Source organism: Streptococcus oralis (assembly GCF_001578935.1).
In the GTDB taxonomy this organism is placed as follows: domain Bacteria; phylum Bacillota; class Bacilli; order Lactobacillales; family Streptococcaceae; genus Streptococcus; species Streptococcus oralis_R.
Map to the genome: position 1 here is coordinate 323,332 of NZ_KQ969522.1, position 19,066 is coordinate 342,397.

General features: G+C 41.1%; 21 protein-coding genes. 4 read left to right on the top strand and 17 right to left on the bottom strand.

The features are described from left to right. Positions 1-37: 37 nt before the first annotated feature. Positions 38-484 (bottom strand): arginine repressor, encoded by a 447-nt coding sequence (gene argR / locus SORDD15_RS07945; protein ID WP_061416148.1) that lies wholly within the window; start codon positions 482-484, stop codon positions 38-40. A gap of 156 nt (positions 485-640) precedes the next feature. Between argR and argS the strand changes: the two genes are divergently transcribed. From argS to SORDD15_RS07960, 3 genes are all read left to right on the top strand, one after another. Beyond that, on the top strand, positions 641-2,332 hold the full coding sequence (gene argS / locus SORDD15_RS07950; RefSeq protein WP_061416150.1) for an arginine--tRNA ligase: 1,692 nt from the start codon (positions 641-643) through the stop codon (positions 2,330-2,332). Positions 2,333-2,758: 426 nt separating this feature from the next. Further along, positions 2,759-3,004, top strand: coding sequence for a hypothetical protein (locus tag SORDD15_RS07955; protein ID WP_061416151.1), 246 nt, complete (start codon positions 2,759-2,761; stop codon positions 3,002-3,004). 215 nt (positions 3,005-3,219) lie between these two features. Continuing rightward, positions 3,220-4,482 (top strand): NRAMP family divalent metal transporter, encoded by a 1,263-nt coding sequence (locus SORDD15_RS07960; RefSeq protein WP_061416153.1) that lies wholly within the window; start codon positions 3,220-3,222, stop codon positions 4,480-4,482. A gap of 81 nt (positions 4,483-4,563) precedes the next feature. On the opposite strand, the gene nrdI is transcribed toward SORDD15_RS07960, so the two are convergent. The 5 genes from nrdI to SORDD15_RS07985 all read right to left on the bottom strand — a co-directional run bounded on the left by nrdI (position 4,564) and on the right by SORDD15_RS07985 (position 9,264). Further along, entirely contained in the window at positions 4,564-5,034 is a 471-nt protein-coding gene (gene nrdI / locus SORDD15_RS07965) for a class Ib ribonucleoside-diphosphate reductase assembly flavoprotein NrdI (protein WP_007520838.1), read from the bottom strand. A gap of 77 nt (positions 5,035-5,111) precedes the next feature. After that, positions 5,112-5,645 (bottom strand): ABC transporter permease, encoded by a 534-nt coding sequence (locus SORDD15_RS07970; RefSeq protein WP_061416155.1) that lies wholly within the window; start codon positions 5,643-5,645, stop codon positions 5,112-5,114. A 58-nt stretch (positions 5,646-5,703) separates the two neighbouring features. Beyond that, positions 5,704-6,990 carry a response regulator transcription factor gene (locus tag SORDD15_RS07975; protein WP_061416157.1) on the bottom strand — a complete coding sequence of 429 codons (1,287 nt, stop codon included), beginning with the start codon at positions 6,988-6,990 and terminating at the stop codon, positions 5,704-5,706. 11 nt (positions 6,991-7,001) lie between these two features. Beyond that, positions 7,002-8,672 (bottom strand): sensor histidine kinase, encoded by a 1,671-nt coding sequence (locus SORDD15_RS07980; protein WP_081102412.1) that lies wholly within the window; start codon positions 8,670-8,672, stop codon positions 7,002-7,004. After that, positions 8,650-9,264, bottom strand: a complete 615-nt coding sequence (locus SORDD15_RS07985) for a YesL family protein (RefSeq protein WP_061416159.1) — start codon at positions 9,262-9,264, stop codon at positions 8,650-8,652. The genes SORDD15_RS07980 and SORDD15_RS07985 overlap by 23 nt, the downstream gene beginning before the upstream one ends. Positions 9,265-9,397: 133 nt before the next feature. Between SORDD15_RS07985 and SORDD15_RS07990 the strand changes: the two genes are divergently transcribed. After that, complete coding sequence (locus tag SORDD15_RS07990; RefSeq protein ID WP_061416161.1) at positions 9,398-9,967, top strand: MptD family putative ECF transporter S component; 570 nt, start codon at positions 9,398-9,400, stop codon at positions 9,965-9,967. Between the two features lie 29 nt (positions 9,968-9,996). Here SORDD15_RS07990 and SORDD15_RS07995 read toward each other — a convergent pair whose 3' ends face one another. From SORDD15_RS07995 to SORDD15_RS08045, 11 genes are all read right to left on the bottom strand, one after another. Continuing rightward, positions 9,997-10,689, bottom strand: coding sequence for a methionine ABC transporter permease (locus tag SORDD15_RS07995; RefSeq protein ID WP_000444649.1), 693 nt, complete (start codon positions 10,687-10,689; stop codon positions 9,997-9,999). Position 10,690: 1 nt separating this feature from the next. Continuing rightward, complete coding sequence (locus tag SORDD15_RS08000) at positions 10,691-11,752, bottom strand: methionine ABC transporter ATP-binding protein (protein WP_061416163.1); 1,062 nt, start codon at positions 11,750-11,752, stop codon at positions 10,691-10,693. Then, a complete protein-coding gene (locus tag SORDD15_RS08005; protein ID WP_061416166.1) occupies positions 11,745-13,118 on the bottom strand; it encodes a M20 family metallopeptidase in 1,374 nt (457 codons plus the stop codon). Before SORDD15_RS08005 ends, SORDD15_RS08000 begins: the two co-directional genes overlap by 8 nt. Before the next feature lie 101 nt (positions 13,119-13,219). Next, positions 13,220-14,074, bottom strand: coding sequence for a MetQ/NlpA family ABC transporter substrate-binding protein (locus SORDD15_RS08010; protein ID WP_061416168.1), 855 nt, complete (start codon positions 14,072-14,074; stop codon positions 13,220-13,222). Between the two features lie 154 nt (positions 14,075-14,228). Then, positions 14,229-15,068 carry an amino acid ABC transporter substrate-binding protein gene (locus SORDD15_RS08015; protein ID WP_061416170.1) on the bottom strand — a complete coding sequence of 280 codons (840 nt, stop codon included), beginning with the start codon at positions 15,066-15,068 and terminating at the stop codon, positions 14,229-14,231. 101 nt (positions 15,069-15,169) lie between these two features. Further along, positions 15,170-15,493, bottom strand: a complete 324-nt coding sequence (locus SORDD15_RS08020; protein ID WP_061416172.1) for an AzlD domain-containing protein — start codon at positions 15,491-15,493, stop codon at positions 15,170-15,172. Continuing rightward, the gene (locus SORDD15_RS08025; protein WP_081102401.1) at positions 15,483-16,178 is read right to left on the bottom strand and encodes an AzlC family ABC transporter permease; all 696 of its coding nucleotides are present in this window, start codon (positions 16,176-16,178) and stop codon (positions 15,483-15,485) included. The genes SORDD15_RS08020 and SORDD15_RS08025 overlap by 11 nt, the downstream gene beginning before the upstream one ends. Positions 16,179-16,315: 137 nt before the next feature. Further along, a complete protein-coding gene (locus SORDD15_RS08030; RefSeq protein ID WP_061416174.1) occupies positions 16,316-16,924 on the bottom strand; it encodes a hypothetical protein in 609 nt (202 codons plus the stop codon). 190 nt (positions 16,925-17,114) lie between these two features. Beyond that, positions 17,115-17,789: a CPBP family intramembrane glutamic endopeptidase gene (locus SORDD15_RS08035; protein WP_061416176.1), complete on the bottom strand. Its 675-nt coding sequence runs from the start codon at positions 17,787-17,789 to the stop codon at positions 17,115-17,117. Positions 17,790-17,958: 169 nt separating this feature from the next. Next, a complete protein-coding gene (locus tag SORDD15_RS08040; protein WP_061416178.1) occupies positions 17,959-18,627 on the bottom strand; it encodes a CPBP family intramembrane glutamic endopeptidase in 669 nt (222 codons plus the stop codon). 66 nt (positions 18,628-18,693) lie between these two features. After that, a complete protein-coding gene (locus SORDD15_RS08045) occupies positions 18,694-18,894 on the bottom strand; it encodes a peptide pheromone VP1 (RefSeq protein ID WP_061416180.1) in 201 nt (66 codons plus the stop codon). Positions 18,895-19,066: the final 172 nt, after the last annotated feature.

Genomic DNA, 19,066 nt, shown 5'->3' on the forward strand with positions numbered 1-19,066 from the left:
TTGCTAAAAATAAGTCTTGAGAGCAACTCCCAAGACCTTATCTATCTTTCATCAAATCTAGCAAACGATCTTCCATCAGCTTGGCAACGTGCTGGTCTCGACAAATAACCAATAAGGTATTAGCACCAGCAACCGTTCCTAAAATCCATTCATCCTTGTTTGCATCTACAATGTTTGCTAAGACTGCAGCTTCCCCAAGTTTGGTATGAAGTACCAAGGTGAACTCAGCTCTTGCAACTCCTTCTAAATGATGAGACAAAAACTCAACTAAATCAATCTTATCTGTCTCATTTGCTAGTACATAATACACCATATCATTTTTCTTGACCTTGGTCAAGCCGATTTCACGCAAATCACGCGACAAAGTCGTTTGTGTCACAAAGACATTACGAGCCTCTAGACGATCTTGAATATCCTTTTGTGTACCAAGTTTTTCTTCAGTGATCATCTTTTTAATCAACTGATGCCGTTCTCTTTTTCTCATATTATCCTCTTATGTGAATATTTATAACAAGCTTTACATTTATTTTATAACTATATTATACCAAAAAAAATAGATAATTCAAAAAAATTCTCTTCTTTCTCAAAAAATGTAGTAAATTGTGATAAAATAGTAGAAAAGTTCAAAAAGGAGCTCTTAATGAATACAAAAGAATTGATTGCTAGCGAGTTGGCTAGCGTCATTGATAGCCTGGACCAAGAGGCTATTTTAAATTTACTGGAAACACCTAAAAACTCAGAAATGGGAGACATCGCCTTCCCCGCCTTTTCTCTTGCAAAGGTTGAGCGTAAAGCTCCGCAAATGATCGCAGCAGATATTGCTGAAAAAATCAATAGTCAAGCCTTTGAAAAGGTTGTTGCTACAGGACCTTACGTCAACTTTTTCCTTGATAAATCTGCCATTTCTGCTCAAGTATTACAAGCTGTTATCACTGAAAAAGAACACTATGCTGACCAAAATATTGGTAAACAAGCAAATGTTGTGATCGACATGTCTAGCCCCAATATCGCTAAACCATTCTCTATTGGGCACTTGCGTTCAACGGTTATCGGAGATAGCTTGTCACATATTTTCCAAAAGATCGGCTATCAAACGGTCAAGGTCAACCATTTGGGAGACTGGGGTAAACAGTTTGGAATGTTGATCGTTGCCTACAAGAAATGGGGAAATGAGGAAGCCGTTAAAGCGCATCCAATCGATGAACTCCTTAAACTCTATGTCCGCATCAATGCTGAAGCTGAAAATAACCCTAGCTTAGATGAAGAAGCGCGCGAATGGTTCCGTAAACTTGAAAATGGAGATGAGGAAGCTCTCGCTCTCTGGCAATGGTTCCGTGATGAAAGTTTAGTGGAATTCAACCGCCTTTACAATGAATTGCAAGTCGAATTTGACAGCTATAACGGTGAGGCCTTCTACAATGACAAGATGGACGCTGTGGTTGAGTTCCTCTCTGAAAAAGGACTTTTGGTCGAGTCAGAAGGAGCTCAAGTCGTCAATCTTGAAAAATACGGCATTGAGCATCCAGCCCTCATCAAGAAATCAGACGGTGCAACCCTCTATATCACTCGGGATTTGGCTGCTGCCCTTTACCGTAAAAACGAATACCAATTTGCCAAATCCATCTATGTCGTTGGACAAGAGCAATCCGCCCACTTTAAACAACTCAAGGCTGTCTTACAGGAAATGGACTATGACTGGAGTCAAGACATTACCCACGTTCCTTTTGGTTTGGTTACCAAAGAAGGAAAGAAACTCTCAACTCGTAAAGGAAATGTCATCCTTCTAGAGCCGACCGTCGCTGAAGCTGTTAGTCGTGCTAAGGCCCAAATCGAAGCGAAAAATCCTGAGTTAGAAAATAAAGATCAGGTTGCCCACGCTGTTGGAGTTGGGGCTATCAAGTTCTATGATCTTAAGACCGACCGTACAAATGGATATGACTTCGACCTTGAAGCTATGGTATCCTTTGAAGGAGAAACTGGACCTTACGTTCAATACGCCTACGCTCGAATCCAGTCCATCTTGCGAAAAGCAGATTTCAATCCAGATGCAACCACCAACTACAGCCTGAAGGATGCGGAAAGCTGGGAGATTATTAAACTCCTCCAAGACTTCCCGCGTATTATCAATCGTGCAGCAGATAATTTTGAACCTTCTATCATTGCGAAATTTGCGATTAGTTTAGCTCAAGCCTTCAACAAATACTATGCACATACACGTATCCTAGATGAAAGCCCTGAGCGCGACAGTCGTCTGGCCCTCAGCTACGCAACCGCAGTCGTCCTCAAAGAAGCTCTTCGTTTGCTCGGAGTAGAAGCACCGGAGAAGATGTAAATCGCCAAAGTTACTTGATTGCAAAGCAATCTAAGTAACTAACGCCAAATCCTATCAGGGATTTGGCTAGGCGCTTCACTAGTAAAGAAACATAAATATTGTCGATTTATGTTTCTTTACGTCGTAACCGGAGACACTTGCCTAAACGCTTCACTAATTCACCTAACCAAATAATGTCGATTTGGTTAGGCTCATTTCGTAATCTTTTAATCACTTTATTGTAAAGTAGTCTAAGTAACGAATGCCAAATCCTATTCGGACTTTGGCTTGGCGCTTATATGCAGTCTAGCTAACTGCTTCACTAGTCATGGCCCCTAAATATAATCGATTTAGAGGCCATGACGTCGTAACTATAGTGATTTGGCTTGGCGCTTCACTAATTCGATCTATTCACTACTATTTATTTATCACACTGGGAGATTTCCTATGAGCCAATATGCTTATATCCTCGTTGTAATTAGCTTGATTTTCCTTTTTCTGCTCAATAAGTACGAGAAGGAAAGACTTCAAAGACTCTACCAAGAGCAACTCTTGAAGGACGAGAAATTTAGGTCTGATATCAAAGAGAAAATTCACACGACTGAAAATATCAATGATGTCATTGCACATATCAATAAAACTTACCATCTAGGAATATTGCTATCAAAAGACATCACAGATCAATTAAAATGACCAAAGTCCGAGAAGAAAACTTCTCGGATTTTTATTGGCCCTAGTCAACATCATCCCCTTGAAACAGCTACAGTTATTTTCATATGATTTTTGTGAATTTTTTTTAGGATTTTCCAACTTTTTTCAAAATATTCTTGCATTTCTTTTAAGTTTTTTGTAGAATAGTAGCTATCTATTCAGATTATTCTGAAAATTCAAAAATAGGAGCGTTTATTATGTCACAAGTTACGTTATCAAACCAGTCAACCTGGGCAAGCAAACTAAAGGCAATGGGACCAGGAATCCTAATGGCTTCTGCTGCTGTTGGAGGTTCTCATATCGTATCCTCTACTCAAGCTGGTGGTTCTTATGGGTGGGCACTACTCCTCTTGGTTATCTTGGCCAATGTTTTTAAATATCCATTTTTCCGTTTTGGTGCCGAATATACTGCCGACACTGGCAAAACCTTGGTGGAAGGTTATGCCGAAAAAGGAAAACTCTATCTCTGGATTTTCTTTGTCCTCAATGTTTTCTCTGCTATGGTCAATACAGCTGGAGTCGCTATCCTTTGCTCAGCTATCATCGCTAGCGCTTTTCCAATGATTGGTCTTAGCATCACTCAATGGTCCCTTATCCTTGTTGCAGTCATTTGGGCCATGCTACTCTTTGGTGGCTACAAACTATTGGATGGTATGGCAAAATGGATTATGTCCGCTTTGACCATTGCAACAGTTCTTGCAGTTATCATTGCAACAATTAAGCATCCAGAATACAGCTCTGATTTTGTCGAAAAGACACCTTGGCAAATGGCAGCCCTCCCTTTTATCGTTTCCCTCCTAGGATGGATGCCTGCCCCTATTGAAATTTCAGCCATCAACTCACTCTGGTCTGCTGAAAAGAAAAAGACCGTCAACTTTAATACAGAGGACGCCCTTTTCGACTTTAACGTTGGTTACATTGGAACTGCTATCCTAGCTGTATTCTTTGTAGCACTCGGAGCACTTATTCAGTATCCTACAGGACAAGCAGTTGAAGCCGCTTCAGCCAAGTACATTTCTCAATTTGTGGGTATGTATGCCTCTGTTCTTGGGGAATGGTCCCGTTATTTGATCACCTTCATCGCCTTTCTCTGTATCTTTGGAACAGTCATTACTGTTATCGATGGCTATTCTCGCGTTAATCAGGTTTCCCTACGACTCTTGCTAAGTCAAAAAGAGGATGATAGCAAATCTTTGAACATCTGGATGACCCTCACAGCTATTATCGGTATCATCATCATCAAGTTCTTTGCTGGTCAAGTGTCAACCATGCTCCGCTTCGCCATGATCGGTTCTTTCCTGACAACACCATTCTTCGCTCTTTTGAACTATGTTTTAGTGACACGTGAAAATAAAAATCTTCCTTCTTGGCTAAAACTCCTCGCTATCGCAGGATTGATTTTCCTCTTCGGCTTTGCTATTTTCTTTATCTATGCACTTGCCATCGGAAAAGCAGGATAGTTTATAAAATGGCACCCTTACAGGGTGCATTTTGCATACACAAAAAGCAGTTGAAAATCTCAACTGCCCCTCAGTACTACTTTATTTTTCTGTTTCTAACTCATACAAATCTGCAATGATCGCTGCGACCTTTTTAATATCTCCCAGCATACCACGCATTTCAAAGTCAGCCAAAACTGGGAAACCAAAGCGCTGACTATACTGCTTGGCTGTCAGGCAGTATTGATTGTTAAAATTACGATTACCAGAACCGACTACCCCAAAACACTTACTAGCATTGTCCCCATAGGCGATAAAGTCGCCCAGTGGAGTTGTTAAAATCTCGACATCGCCGTTATCGACACCATTTCCACCTTCCAGATAGGTCGGCAAGAAAGCGATATAGGGATGTTCCATTTCAAAGAATTCTTGACCTTCCTTGACTAGGTCCTTGATATGGATTTTTTGGACCTCAATCCCTTCGTACTGGGACAAGAGATAGTCCTTGAGTCGGGTTACAAAACTTTCTGTATTCCCACTCAGACTGATATACACTAAGGATATTTTTTTCATATTGACCTCGATTTTTATGTTTACGATATAAAAAGAACTACCAAAATTGTAACTTGATAGTTCTTTTTTGTCAATACTTAGGCAACTTCTTCTGCTTCGACTTCTTCGGCCAATTCTTTTTGTTGGCGCCACATCTTGTAAAAGACTAAGGCTAAAAAGAGAACGTTGATGATGATGAACAAAATATTCGTTCCTTGTGCCAATGCTCCCATTCCTAAGCCGAGAGTAGTATCTTTGATTAATTGAACCGCATCTTGAACGTTCATATAGCTATAAACCAAACCAACAATCGCTAGTAGAACATAGCCAATATAAGCATAGTTTGCGAATTGCACATTTTTACGTACGAGAAATACAAAAGCTACTACAACTAAAATTGCAGATAAGACAATCAACAACATATTAAAAATAGAGTGCGATGACGCTGTTACTTGGTAAGTATAGTTGACTGTGTCTTCTAATTGCTGAGCAGTAAGCGTCCCGCTATTCGCCAGGCTAGCACGAAGCACATCTTTACTTGGCAATGGACTCAAGATTCCAAATAATGACATAGATGAAATGAGGGCTGATAGGACTAACAAGACCCAAAGATAAATAGGATTCTTTTTCATGTTTTCCTCCATAAGATATTTTGAACATTATAGCATTTTTTGTACAGGAATACAACTTTTACAAGCTGGTTTCAACTTGTTTCCGATAAGCTTTAGGTGATTTTCCACACAATTTGCGAAAAACCTTATAAAAATATCCAACATTGCTGTAACCAACAGCATAGCAAATATCTTCAATACTATCATTGGTTGAAAGTAAGAGCTGTTGTGCTGCCTTGATCCGTTGTTTATTGAGCAGTTCTGCAAAGGTGGAGTTGGTTTCCCTCTTGATCAGCTGACCGAGATAGACAGGATTGATAAAGAGATCCTTGCTAATATCCTTAAGCGAGAGCTCTTTCTGATAATCACGCCCAATCACCTCCAGAACGCTCACTACGTTTTCATTCATACGATATTGGCCAAAGAATTTAGTCAAGGTATCTTTGGTGTAAGAAACCAATTCTTCAAAGGAGCTAATCGCATGAATGATTTTGACAATCTCTGTCATATCGTCTGCCTGTAAATGTTCAAATAGATGAAAGACATCCATGACAAACTGGGTGAACAGTTGTTTGGTAATAGCAACTCGCGGTGTATTTTCTAAGACAATTTTTTCCAGCATAGTCAACTCTTCTATGATTTGGTTGACATTTCCTTGGATAATCACTCGATAAATCGGTTCATAATAAGCAAATGGGCTCTCCGATTTTTCCATATTTACAGAACCATAGAAGAGGGATTTTTCTACGTTGAGTTTCCAATTCTCAAAGGATTGCTGATAGGGAGTTTCAAATGCTGTTACCATTATTCCATCTAGAGGTTGATTGGAGATAAAAATCTGCCAATCCTGTCCCAATACATAGTACGGTATAATGAACGAACCTTGCTTTTTCTTAGAAAGACCAATCCACCAATTTTTTTTACCTGCTAAAAAGCTAATAAATCCTTCTTCATCCAGTTCTTGACTGAGAACTTGACTTTCTTCTTCCTTCTCATGGAGCTGTCTTGCGATTTTCTCTAATAAACTACTCAACTCTACCTTATCTACTGGCTTAACCAGATAATCCACGACACTAAGGTTCATGGCTTTTTTGACGTAGTCAAACTCCTGATAACCAGACAGCAAGATATAATAGGTATCTGGAAGTAGCTCTTTCATTTCCCTAATCATCTCAAGTCCGGTCTTATCTGGCATATTGACATCGGAAATGACCACATCCACTGGATTTTCCTTAACGTAGTCCAAAGCATCATCTGCGTGATTAGCTGTGGCAACAACTTCCATATCCCATTTTTCAAAAGGAATTAATCGCTTGAGCCCCTCTGTCACCATGTACTCATCGTCTACTAATAAAACTTTATACATTTTTACTCTTTCTATTCATTCTGGATCGTAATATGGTATTGAACGCCCTTTTGTTCCACAGACTCTATACTAATCTGGTAACGCTCTCCAAAATAAAGAACAAAGCGTTCGTGTACATTGACTATTCCAATTGATTGTCGTTCTCCGATATAGCTTGCTTCGTGTTCAAAACTTCGTTGAGCTAATTTTTCTTGCAGACTAGCTAATTTCTCTGCGGACATTCCACGACCATTGTCTTCCACTAGGATTTCAACAAATTCTTGGCCCTTCAAGACTTTGATACTGATGACATTATCCGTTCTGCGATGGTCAACACCATGGGCAAAGTAGTTTTCTACTAATGGTTGGAGTGTAAATTTTGGAATCCTCATTTCTTCCAATTCTGGTGCAATCTTGAAACCATAGGCAATTGATTTAGGATAACGTACCATACAGAGATAGCTATATTTTCGGCAAAATTCCAACTCTTGTTTCAACGTCGTTTCTCGCTCGTCGGAGATATTATTTCGTAACAAGCTACTAAATTCATAGATAATATCTGCCAGTTCATCCTGACTTTGCATGACGGCATACATCCGTAAAAACTCCAGAGTATTGTACATAAAGTGAGGATTGATTTGAGCCTGTAGGGCTCGCATATTAGCATCTTTTTGACTGAGCTCTAGTTGATAGATATCGTGGATATTTTTTTCCAGGCGGTCCAACATATCATTGGTTGTTTCTGCAATGAGAAGCAACTCTTGGTCTTTTTCAGATGTATCGATTCGAAGGCCTTCTTCTCCTTGAGCAATCACCTCGATCGAATCTACTAGGTCTACGACCTGCTTTTGGTAATTTGAAAAAGTCTGTCTAAGGGTCACGTACAAAATAATGATAAAGAGAATACTTAGCCCAATAATGACAGCAGAACTCGTCAAAGTTCCTGTAAGAACAAAGTTTTTAGGAACAGCAACTCGAACCTGATAACCATGAGAGGTGACACCCACAAACCAGTTTTCTCGCTCGGCTGAGACCTTCTCCCCAATATGGAACATCTCAGTCTCAAAAGGCGAAGTTACTGTTACAGCCATTGGGATATGACCCCGAGTATTGTCAATAGCGCCATGTAAAACATCTGGGGATAGGGAGATATAGATCACTCCTAAATCCTTGTCAGACACAGGATCGGAAACAGGAATAGCAAAACTATTGGCTGTCGGCTTAAAACCCTCCGCAGGAACTTTCTCTCCACTGCGTTTTTCTCTAGTCGAAACATACACTTCCTTATAGTCCTGAAGAACAATAGCCACTCCAGTCACAAAATCATTCCGAACATAGAGATCATCAATATTTTCATACAGGGAAACCGAGATATAAGGCGAAGTTTTACGCTCTAATTGCCAATAGAAGTAGTCTGGTGTACTGAGACTGAAATACTTGTAAATCCCTTCGATGCGGGCCTGATTTTCAACCAAAGACTGAGCAAGTTGGGTTGACTCTCTGTGATAATATTCCACTTCACTTACTGTCCGAGTGGTCACACGTTCTGCAACCCGTTGGGCCTCTTTCTCACGTGAATCCCAGTCAGCATACGAGAGCATAATCGCAAAACTGACAATAATCACAATCATAACCAAACTATAAATCCGTAAAAGAGAGTGAAGCCAAAACTGCTTCATTCTATTTTGTCGCCAATTTTTCATGGATACTTTCATAAATAGGTTCCAACATATCACTGATAAAGAAATGCCACATTCCAATTCCTACAAAAAAGAGCAAGGCAGGCATATAATAACCAACTCCTACAAGGAGAGCAGACCCGAGTAAAACCTTGGCAATTGCAGGTAAGCTCATGAAAATCCCGATAAGGGACAGTTTCAAAGTATTTTGGTAGGATAAATCAAAGTACACCTGAAGTTTCAAGGAAACAGTATAGGCTAGAAAGACAAGAGCAACTACAAGGACATTGAGAAAGGTGGCCACGAGGTGGAAAATCGTCTGGTGGGGCAATTGAACTAGAAGATACAAACCATAAACTAAGACAAGATCCACAAATACAAAACTATAGAAAGCCAGATTGCTCTTGACAAAATTGCTCTTATACAATTCCCAAGCTTCCTTCAAATGATAGGCTCGATAGGTATAGCCATGCTCCGCATACAAACTCATAAGAGTTGCACTAGCTGGGGCCAAACCAAAGACCACTCCTCCTGCTAGTGTTAATAGCCAAAAACAAGCCGTCGCCATCATTCCCAAAAAGATACGATTAAAGACGAATTCTAGAAATTTTCCCATGCTACTCTCCTTAAACTAACGATGTAACTATTATATCATATTTCAAACGTTTTCAAAAATATAGCGTTTCCATTTACAATCCTCAAAAAGCGTGATACAATTGGTTTTGTTAATTCGCATCAAGGAGATTCTCATGAAGAAAAATATCTTAACCACCCTCTTGGCCGCCGTCCTCTACTTTCTCTGTGTAGGGATTGGAGTCTTCCTAGGACACCTGGTCGATCAAACAGGCAATATGTTCTACGCGCCGGCCTTTTCTGCCCTTGTCGGTGGCAGTGTCTACATGCTTCTTTTGACGAAGGTCCCTCGTTTTGGCGCTATCACCACTCTAGGACTTTTTATGGCACTTTTCTTCCTGGCTAGCAAGCATGGCGCTGGTGCCTTTCTCCCAGGACTCGCCTGTGGTCTTGCAGCAGATGCCATCGCTCATCTCGGCAACTATAAAGATCGAATCAAAAACACCCTATCCTTCCTCGTCTTTGCTTTCAGCACAAGTGGCCCCATCCTCCTCATGTGGATCCGTCCCAAAGCTTACGTGGCCACCTTACTCGCGCGTGGAAAGTCCCAAGAATACATCGACCGTATCATGGTCGTTCCAGAGCTAGACAAGATTTTTCTCTTTGTCACAAGTATTCTCCTTGGTGCTGTGATGGGTGCTGTGATTGGACAGACCATTAGTAAAAAATTTTCACACAAAATCTGAACACTAAAAAAAGAGCCACACAGCTCTTTTTATTTATGACTCAATTTCTTGGTCAAGAAATCTCCCAAGAACTGGATTGTAAAGATAATCAAAATGATAATGATAGTCGCCAAGATGGTCACATCGTGATTGTAGCGGTTAAATCCATAGGCGATGGCTACGTTACCGATACCACCTGCACCAACTGCTCCTGCCATAGCTGTTTCCCCAACAAGGGAAATCAAAGTCACAGTCGTCACGCGAATCAAATCTGGAAGACCTTCTGATAGGTAAACACCCACAATGTCCCAGAAGGTCGCTCCGCTTGCTTGAGCCGCCTCAATGACACCGCCATCCAGTTCAGCCAAGACCACCTGCACCTGACGGGCAAAAAAGGCAAAGACCGCAAAGGATAAAGGCACAATAGCGGCGTTAGGACCAATACTCGTTCCCACAATTAAGTGTGAAAATGGTGACAAAACTGCCAAGAGAATAATGAAGGGTACCGCACGGAAAATAGAGGTGATCTTATCCAAAATCCAGAAGACAACCTTATTTTCCAAGACACCACCGGGAGCAGTCAAGACTAGAAAGAGACCTGCTACCAGTCCCAAGAACCCTCCGATGATGAAGGAAAGAACTGTCATATAGAGGGTTAAGTAGATGGCTGTTCCCCAGCCTGCTTGACCAGCCCAGCCCATTTTATAGACATTTGGTAAATAGGTTTGAATCAATGATTCCATCTTACTGTCCTCCCTTCAATACTTTTAGCTGTACGCCTGCTTGACGAATGGCTTCTTGGGCACCTGCTAGCGCTGCTTTTTCACCTGACAAGACTACAACCAATTCTCCAACAGGAGTGCCATCGAGGATCTCGATATTCCCATAGAGGATATTAGCCGTTACTTGGTAATGCTTGTACAATTCATTCAAAAGCGGCTCATCTGTTGAAGCTCCAGCGTACTTGAGTTGCACCAAGAGACTGTTTTCAGACAGATTTTCCACGATTTCTTGCTTCTCAATCTTGACCATGGCTTCATCAATTCCTGTTGCTGTTGAGATAAAGTCCTGTGTCAAAGGTTGTTTAGGATCTGAGAAGATTTCAAGGACACTGCCCTCTTCAATCAAACGACCATCCTGCATGACTGCTACACGATTAGCAATGTCTTTGACAATCTGCATCTCATGCGTAATCAAAACAACGGTCAAACCTAATTTTTGGTTCAAATCTTGCAACAAGGCCAAAATCTGCTTGGTTGTCTTAGGGTCAAGGGCAGACGTTGACTCATCTGAAATTAAGATTTTTGGATCATTGGCCAAGGCACGCGCAATAGCCACACGCTGTTTTTGCCCTCCAGATAGTTGTGAAGGGTAGTTTTCAGCACGATCTGCCAAGCCAACCAAGTCCAACAACTTAGCAACTTTAGCTTTCTTTTCTTCCTTGCTGAGTCCAGAATGTTTGAGGGCAAAAGCCACATTCTCCTCTGCTGTCTTTTGACTCATGAGGTTAAAGTGCTGGAAAATCATTCCAATGTCTTGACGCTTACGACGCAACTGCTCTGCTGTCAAGGTCACCTTACCATCAAAAATGACGTCGTTATCAATGGTAATTTTCCCAGCAGATGGCTTTTGCAAGAGGTTAATCACCCGTACAAGAGTGGATTTCCCCGCTCCAGAATACCCAACGATTCCGTAGATATCCCCTTCTTGGATGTGAATGGTCACATCTTTGACCGCTGTGATGGTTCTCTTCTTCTGGTGAAAAGTCACATCAATCTGATCTAACTTAATAATATCTCTACTCATAACTTCTAATCAGCTCCTCTACTAATTCAATATGGGTGTAGTAATCGGCGATTCGCACATTTTCATCACCCCCGTGGTCTCGGCTATTAGCATTGCCCAGACCAAAGGCAGCAATCGGAACTTCCAAGGCTTCAAAGACTGTATGCATGGGACCCGTTCCAGCTGTTGTTGGCAAAACTGACACACCTTGTGGATAAAAGCCTTTTGCAAGCTCAATGACATTGAGTATGGAGGGAGCACTCATATCGCTCCGGTAACTCATCTCACCCAAAGTATAGTATAATTCTACCTTATCAAAGCCATTTTTGTCTAGCTGTTTCCGAATTTTTTCCAGAACAGCATGCGGTTCTAAGCCCGGAACCAAACGAACCTCAAGCTTAGCACTAGCTTCTGCTGGCAAAATCGTTTTAACCCCTTGCCCTTGATAACCCGACTGAATCCCTTCGATATTAATGGCTGGCTCGAAAAAGAACCGTTTGAGAAAGGCTGTGCGGTCCTCTTGTAAGAGAGGTAATTCCAAACCGTAAATACGGCTGATTTCCTCTGGATTGCGCTGGGCATAGGTGTCCACCAAGTCCAGTTCACGCTCATTGGGTTCTTGAACATCCTCGTACAAGCCTTCTACCAAGATACGTCCATCAGCAGCTCGCAGACTACTTAAGGCCTGGATAAGATACCACGGCGCTGACTCCACAACTCCGCCATAACTCGAGTGGATATCCACATCCGCACTCTTGACTCTGGCATCAAAGGTCACAATCCCCTTGTTTCCACCAGAGATTTCTAACTGGTCCAAGGCATTTTTTGTCCCCTGTTCCCAGACCAATAAATCAGCTCCACGGAGTTTGTCCGCATGCTTTTCTAGATATTTATCTAGGTCTGTCGAAGCAGATTCCTCCGCCCCCTCCATGATAAAACTGATATTGACAGGCAGGTCATCATGAGCTTGCAGGTATTTTCTGACCGCACTGAGGCGGGCCGTAATATGCCCCTTGTCATCATCGACACCACGTCCATACATAATGCCATCACGTACAGATAGGATAAAAGGTTCCCCCGTCCAAACTTGGTCTCCATCAGCTGGCACAGTGTCATAGTGGTTATAGAAGATCAAGGTCTTGGCATCTGGACGCGAACTCTTGAAATGCGCCATGACAAAGGGAGCCGTGTAGCTCTCATCAATCTCCACTTCAGCCCCTACACGCTTGAAAATCTCACCCAGATAGTTTGCGACTTCCTTGAGCCCAACCTGCTGAGCAAAGACGGATTTCTTGGAAATCAAAGTCCGCAAGACCTCAAAATAATGCTGCGCTACCTGATCCTTTTCAAATTTTTCAATCTGTTCTTGTTCACTCGAAAAAGCCATTTTCTTCTTACCTTTCTACGATTGTCTTTTGTCCCTTTCTCCATTCAAGCCCTAGACAAAGCAAGAGGTGGAAAATCGCTCTCCCACCTCCCTATATCTGATTACCAAACTGGTTGATCCAAACCGTCTGAAGTTTCTTCGATAACTTTTTTCACATCATCTGTATGGTAAGCTGCGATAATTTTCTTAATTGCGTCTGCTTTGGGTGAGCTTTCCCAATCTTTTTTCGCAACGATGATATTATACCATTGTTTTGAGTTTTCATCTGCTTGTTCTTTGTAAAGAGCTTTTTTGTAGTCCAATTTTGCTTCTGTTACGAAGGTATTGTTTACAACAGCAGCATCAACTGATGACAATGAACGAGCTGTTTGGCTAGCATCCAATTCAGTAATCTTCAAGTTCTTTGGATTTTCTGTGATGTTAGCAACTGTTGCAAGTGCAGTTCCAGAAACATCCAATTTGATCAAACCAGCTGATTGAAGCAAGTAAAGGGCACGGCTTTCATTAGTTGCATCATTTGGTACGGCGATTTCACCGTTAGCTGGGATTTGGTCTACGCTGGTATATTTGTTTTCACTACCATTGGTTCCTGAGTAGAGACGGATTGGAGAGATATAGGTATCCGCAATAGCCACCAAATCTTTCCCATTTTCCTTGTTCCAGTTGTTGAGGAAGTTGTAGTGTTGGAAAGCGTTCAAGTCTACTTCGCCATCAGCAGTTGCCTTGTTTGGTTGAGAGTAATCTGTAAACTCAGTAAATTCCAACTTGATTCCGTCTTTTTGAACCAATTCTTGGACCTTGTCCCAACGTTTTTCTTCAGAACCGCTCCGGTTGACTGTCGCAATTTTGACAACTGTTTCGTTGTCTGCTTTCTTTTCTGAATTTCCACAAGCGGCAAGAGCAAGTCCTGCAAGAGTTGCTACAGCTACCAAGCCGATCCATTTTTTTAATTTCATGTGAATGTCTCCTTTAAAAATAATACCGTACTAGTATCTCACAATTTGTTTGATTTCACAAATTGTTATTAGATAGTCAGATATATAGTTTAAAACTATATGTCTAAAAATTGAGAAATCATCCGTCTTTCTCAGACTGGATGATTTCAACTTCTTATTTAATATCAGCTTCTGCTGGTAGATAAGTATCCCCGAAGAACTGTTTAGATAATTTTTCAAGAGTTCCGTCTTTGTAGAGTTCTTGGATACGTTTGTCCACAAATGATTTCAACTCATCTTGACCTTTGGCAAGAAGTGGGTATACGTATGGTTGTTGGTCGCTTGGAAGTTCGATAACTTTCAAGTTGTCCAAACTTTGGTTACGGATAACTGTTTCTACCCCAATCTTGTCGAAGATCTTGTAGTCTGCTTGTCCGTCTGCCAACCGTCTCATGGTTTGTTGGAAGTCAGCCTTGGTGTAGTTGATCACAGTTGGATTGTCTGCATGCTGGGCATTGTAGTCTTCCAATTGCTTCGCAGTTGTCGTTCCTTGAACCACTTCTGTTGTTTTTCCACCAATGTCATCCAAAGAGTTAATGCTGTTATCATCTTTGTGGGCAACAAGAACGTTTGGATTGACAGCTGTTGGCGCTGCATAGAGGTACTTCTCAGCACGCTCTTTGGTGTAGCTAATGTTGTTAACAGCCATTTGGTAGCGGTCCGCATCTAGTCCCGCAAAGATTCCAGACCATTCAGTTTTTTCAAACTTGACTTCATACTTGTCTGAGTCTTTAAAGATGGCACGGATAACTTCGATTTCGTAACCAGTTAACTCACCATTTTCTTCATAGTTAAATGGTTTTGGTGAAGCATTGGTTGCGACAACCACTTCTGTTTTTGCTGCTTGGCTAGATGAAGCAGTGTCCTTCTTTTCGCTAGTTGAACATGCTGCAAGCACTCCTGCTGCTACAAGTCCTAGTGCCGCAAGGGCTGAATAGCGGATTGATTTCTTCATTTCTATTTCCTCCAAAATATTATTTTTCTATCATAACAAAAAAAGAGAATTTCTGCCATTATATGATTTCTATCTCGGTGATAGGTTTTTCTTATGGCTGACTAAAAGACCAGACGCAAGACTGCAACCAAGACCACTCCAAAAAGAACCGTACCCACTAGATTGCGGTAGCGAAAGGCTACCCAAGCCGTTGGAAAGACTGCTAAAAGGTCCAGCCATTTGATCTGAGGAAGGCTCCCAACCTTGCCGGTCACTACGCTTGAAAGAATCAAGGCAAAGATAATAGAAACAGGCAAGAACTTCAAAAACCGCTCGACGATAGCTGGCAATCCCTTGTACTTAACCAAGATGAAGGGAATCATACGGGGAATCCAAGTCACTAATCCAGAAAAGACGATTGCCATTAAAATATACTTACTGACCATCTAAGACCACCCCCATGGTACAACCTAGCAAGGTCGCAAACAGAACAGCTAGCGACTGAGACACTACTGTCAAGAGCAAAAAGAAGGACACTGCAACAACTGCTAGGATCAGCAGCAGATTCCGTACAGGAACCCGTCTTTGCATAATCTGAAATTGCGAAGTAAAAATCCCAATAAACATCCCGACAAGGGCAAAGTCTAATCCAAAAACCTCAGGATTTGGAAGAAGGCCACCTAAAGCTGTCCCCGCAACTGTCCCAATAAACCAGGCTACATAACTATTGAGATTGTTCCCGTGCATCCACATGGGATGGACCTTGTCTGTATGGGCCAATTCTCCCATCAAAACCCCGTAGGTCTCATCTGTCAAGAGACTTGACATACCAATATTTTGCCAGAGACTAGTATGACGGAAATAGGTCGACGCATGCAAACTCAGCAAAAAGAGTCGCAAGTTGATCAAAAAGACTGTCATAGCAATGGCTGCCACAGGCGCTTGGGCCGCAATCAATGCCAACATGGCAAACTGGGCACTCCCAGCATAAACAAAGAGGCTCATCAAGCCCATCTCAACAGGTGTCACATAGGGCGCGCCGATAATCCCACAAGCCAGACCAATGCTGACATAGCCAAGGGCAGTCGGCATGGCTGCCTGTACACCTTCCCAAAATCCTTTTTCTTTCATCCTTCTCCTCATATTCTCTCCAATTGAGGCTGTTCATCATCACAGCCACAGCACGGACTATTATAACATATTCAAAGAAGAGAAAAAAGTTTTGGAATCGAAACTAAGTGCCAGCAAAAAGTGCTGAATAGGAAGCATCATGGATACATGAGAAATTGATCCACTCGGATAGTATACTTATCGATTTCTGTGTTTGTAGCATATTTATTTTCTGTTGGATAGACATCCACCCAGAGTTCCCACTGTTGTCCCTTCAACTTGACCTTGTAGCGATAACCGTCATCATAGAGGCCTACTGTATCAGTTGTCATGGACTGGTAATCTGGGAGTTCTTCCAGTTCTTTTTTTACAGCCTGGGATAGATTGTTAAGCACTACTTTCTGCTCCACCTTTGAAGTTACAGGAATATGAACTGTCGCTTCTTCCAAACGATGCGATTTTGAAAATGTAAAGGTTGCTCGACCAGTATAGCCTTTCAAAGTAATCTGCTCATAGTGATAGAAAAGGCGACCTGTTTTATAGAAATATGGGTCTTCTGCACGCCAAGTATCACGATAGGCCGTTTCCTCTTCTTCCTCTACCTCGCTAGCCTTTCCCAATCTTTCTTCAAAAGATTTAGGAGACATGCCGAAAGAAATAGATTCAAACAAGACCAGTTGTGTCTTTTTGATATTCTGGCAAGCTGATAAAGGAATGAGTAAAGCTCCAAGAGCAAGCAAACTACTGATTATTTTTGTAAATTTCATATTTCTACTATACAAAAAAACTCTATGATTGACAAACTTTGATAGAGTCGGATTCCGTGGTTAGATTCTAAAATTACTTTTTCATTTAAGGTAACAAGGAATTGAACAAGGACTATTATTAGATATTTTAGATAAAGAAAAAGACTGGAGCGCCAGCCTTATCTATGTGATGTAAAAATTGCTGCTAAATCTAATACCCAAACACCAGTAAACTGACAATGATTAAGAAGCTATTCCACAAGATGTGAAGTGCTATTGACCAATAAACTGAACGTGTATAACGAAAAAATATACAGAGTAGCAGACCTGCTCCAGCATAAATGATGAAGTCTGTTAACACCCATCCATACTGCAAAACATGAATGAGACTAAAGAGAGTGGAGGAAACGATGACATCTATATAGTACTTTTTCAATTTAGATAGTGCTGTCATCAGAAGCCCACGAAAGACCAATTCTTCAACTATCGGAGCAATGAGACTGCCATAGAGAATGCGCGTTACAAAGTAACTAATTCCTGTCAAATTAGCTGCTTCTTTCACTATTGCACTCCCATTTTGCGTACTGGGGAAGATCTGAGTCGTTATATTTACCCACAAAAACATCAATATAAAGGAAAGAAAGAAGATAACTAGATAGGGCCAACGAAACTCGAAGCGACCATAATCTTTCCAACGTTGACTCTTGACAAGAACCATAGTAGCAGTAATTCCCTCAATTACTATAAGTAAAATTTGAATCCCATAAAATCCAAAATCGGATAACCGGTTCACTGAATCTAATTTTGCTACAAGATTAAAAATCAAGTAATAGGACACAAGCACCAAAATGGTCCCTAGATAAAATTTCGTTTCTTTCCTTTTCATAGTTGATCCTTTTAAGTTTTATTTGCGTCTTCTTTCAGCCAAACCTGCCCAGAGTCCTTTCATCCAATCAAAAGATCCGTAAGGGCTTGGTCCAATACCACAAACTGACTCGGGAATTTTTATGTCATAGCCTGTGTTCTCTTTTGCTAATTAGGATTATTGAAAACCTCTAAAACAACAAGGGGAGAATCTGCCCAATGCCGTTGTAAACTATATGCAGTCCAATAGGCCAATAAATGGACTTGGTTACTCTAAACAAGATGGCAAATATGAGACCGCCACCCATATATACGAAAAAGTCTGTCAAAACCCAACCGTGGTTACTAATATGCAAGATCCCGAATAAAGTAGCCGAACCAAGCACATCCAGTCCCCATTTCTTTCCTTTTTCCAGAGCGGTCATCACCAACCCACGATAGATTATCTCTTCAAAAATGGGACCTGCAATCACAGGATAGAAAAAATACATCAAAAATGCCGTAGCTCCTGTAAAAGTAGGAACATCCAGTTGATAAGAAATTTCATTTTTGGTAGGTGGGAAAAGATAAAATGTGACAAAATTCCAAACAACAAAAGCAAGCAGAGCTAGGAAGGAATAGAAAAGATAGGATCCTTTAAACTTTCTACTGTTGATTTTCTGCCATTTCCCCGACCAAATCATAGCAAGAAGAGCAAACAGAACCACAAGAAAGTTCAACATCATATCCGACAGATAATAGATAAAGTCAGATAGACCCACAGCAAGATCGCTACGTAAAACTAGATCACTGAACTTCTGGTCAGCAATAACTAGTAGAAAAGCTATAATAAAGTAGTGATGTGAGATTATCTTTTTCATTCTATTTTCTCCTATACTATGAAATAAAGACAGCCCCTACCCAAGAAAAGGCAAGGGCTTTGAATATCAATAACGGCGACGATTAACAGTGGAAGAATCATGGTTAAAATTTTTCTTCCAGAAATTAGTGATTGACCAAGGTGTTCCTAGCCCTCCCCAACCTCCTCCTCCTGGGATATTGGCAGTATACACAAAATCTCCACCGTAAACCTTCTCCAACTCAGCTTCTGTCAGTTCCATTGTTTCTGCATATTGTAAATTCAACATCATTTACACTCCTTCAATTATTTTTATTTGTAAACCACTCCTGCGACCTAGGATTTGCTTCAAATGATTTACAAGGATAGTATAACACGGAAATCACCACATTTTAGAAAATCGCATATTTGATATTTTTTCTTATAGAAATTTCACATTTGCGATTTTTATAGAATTGACT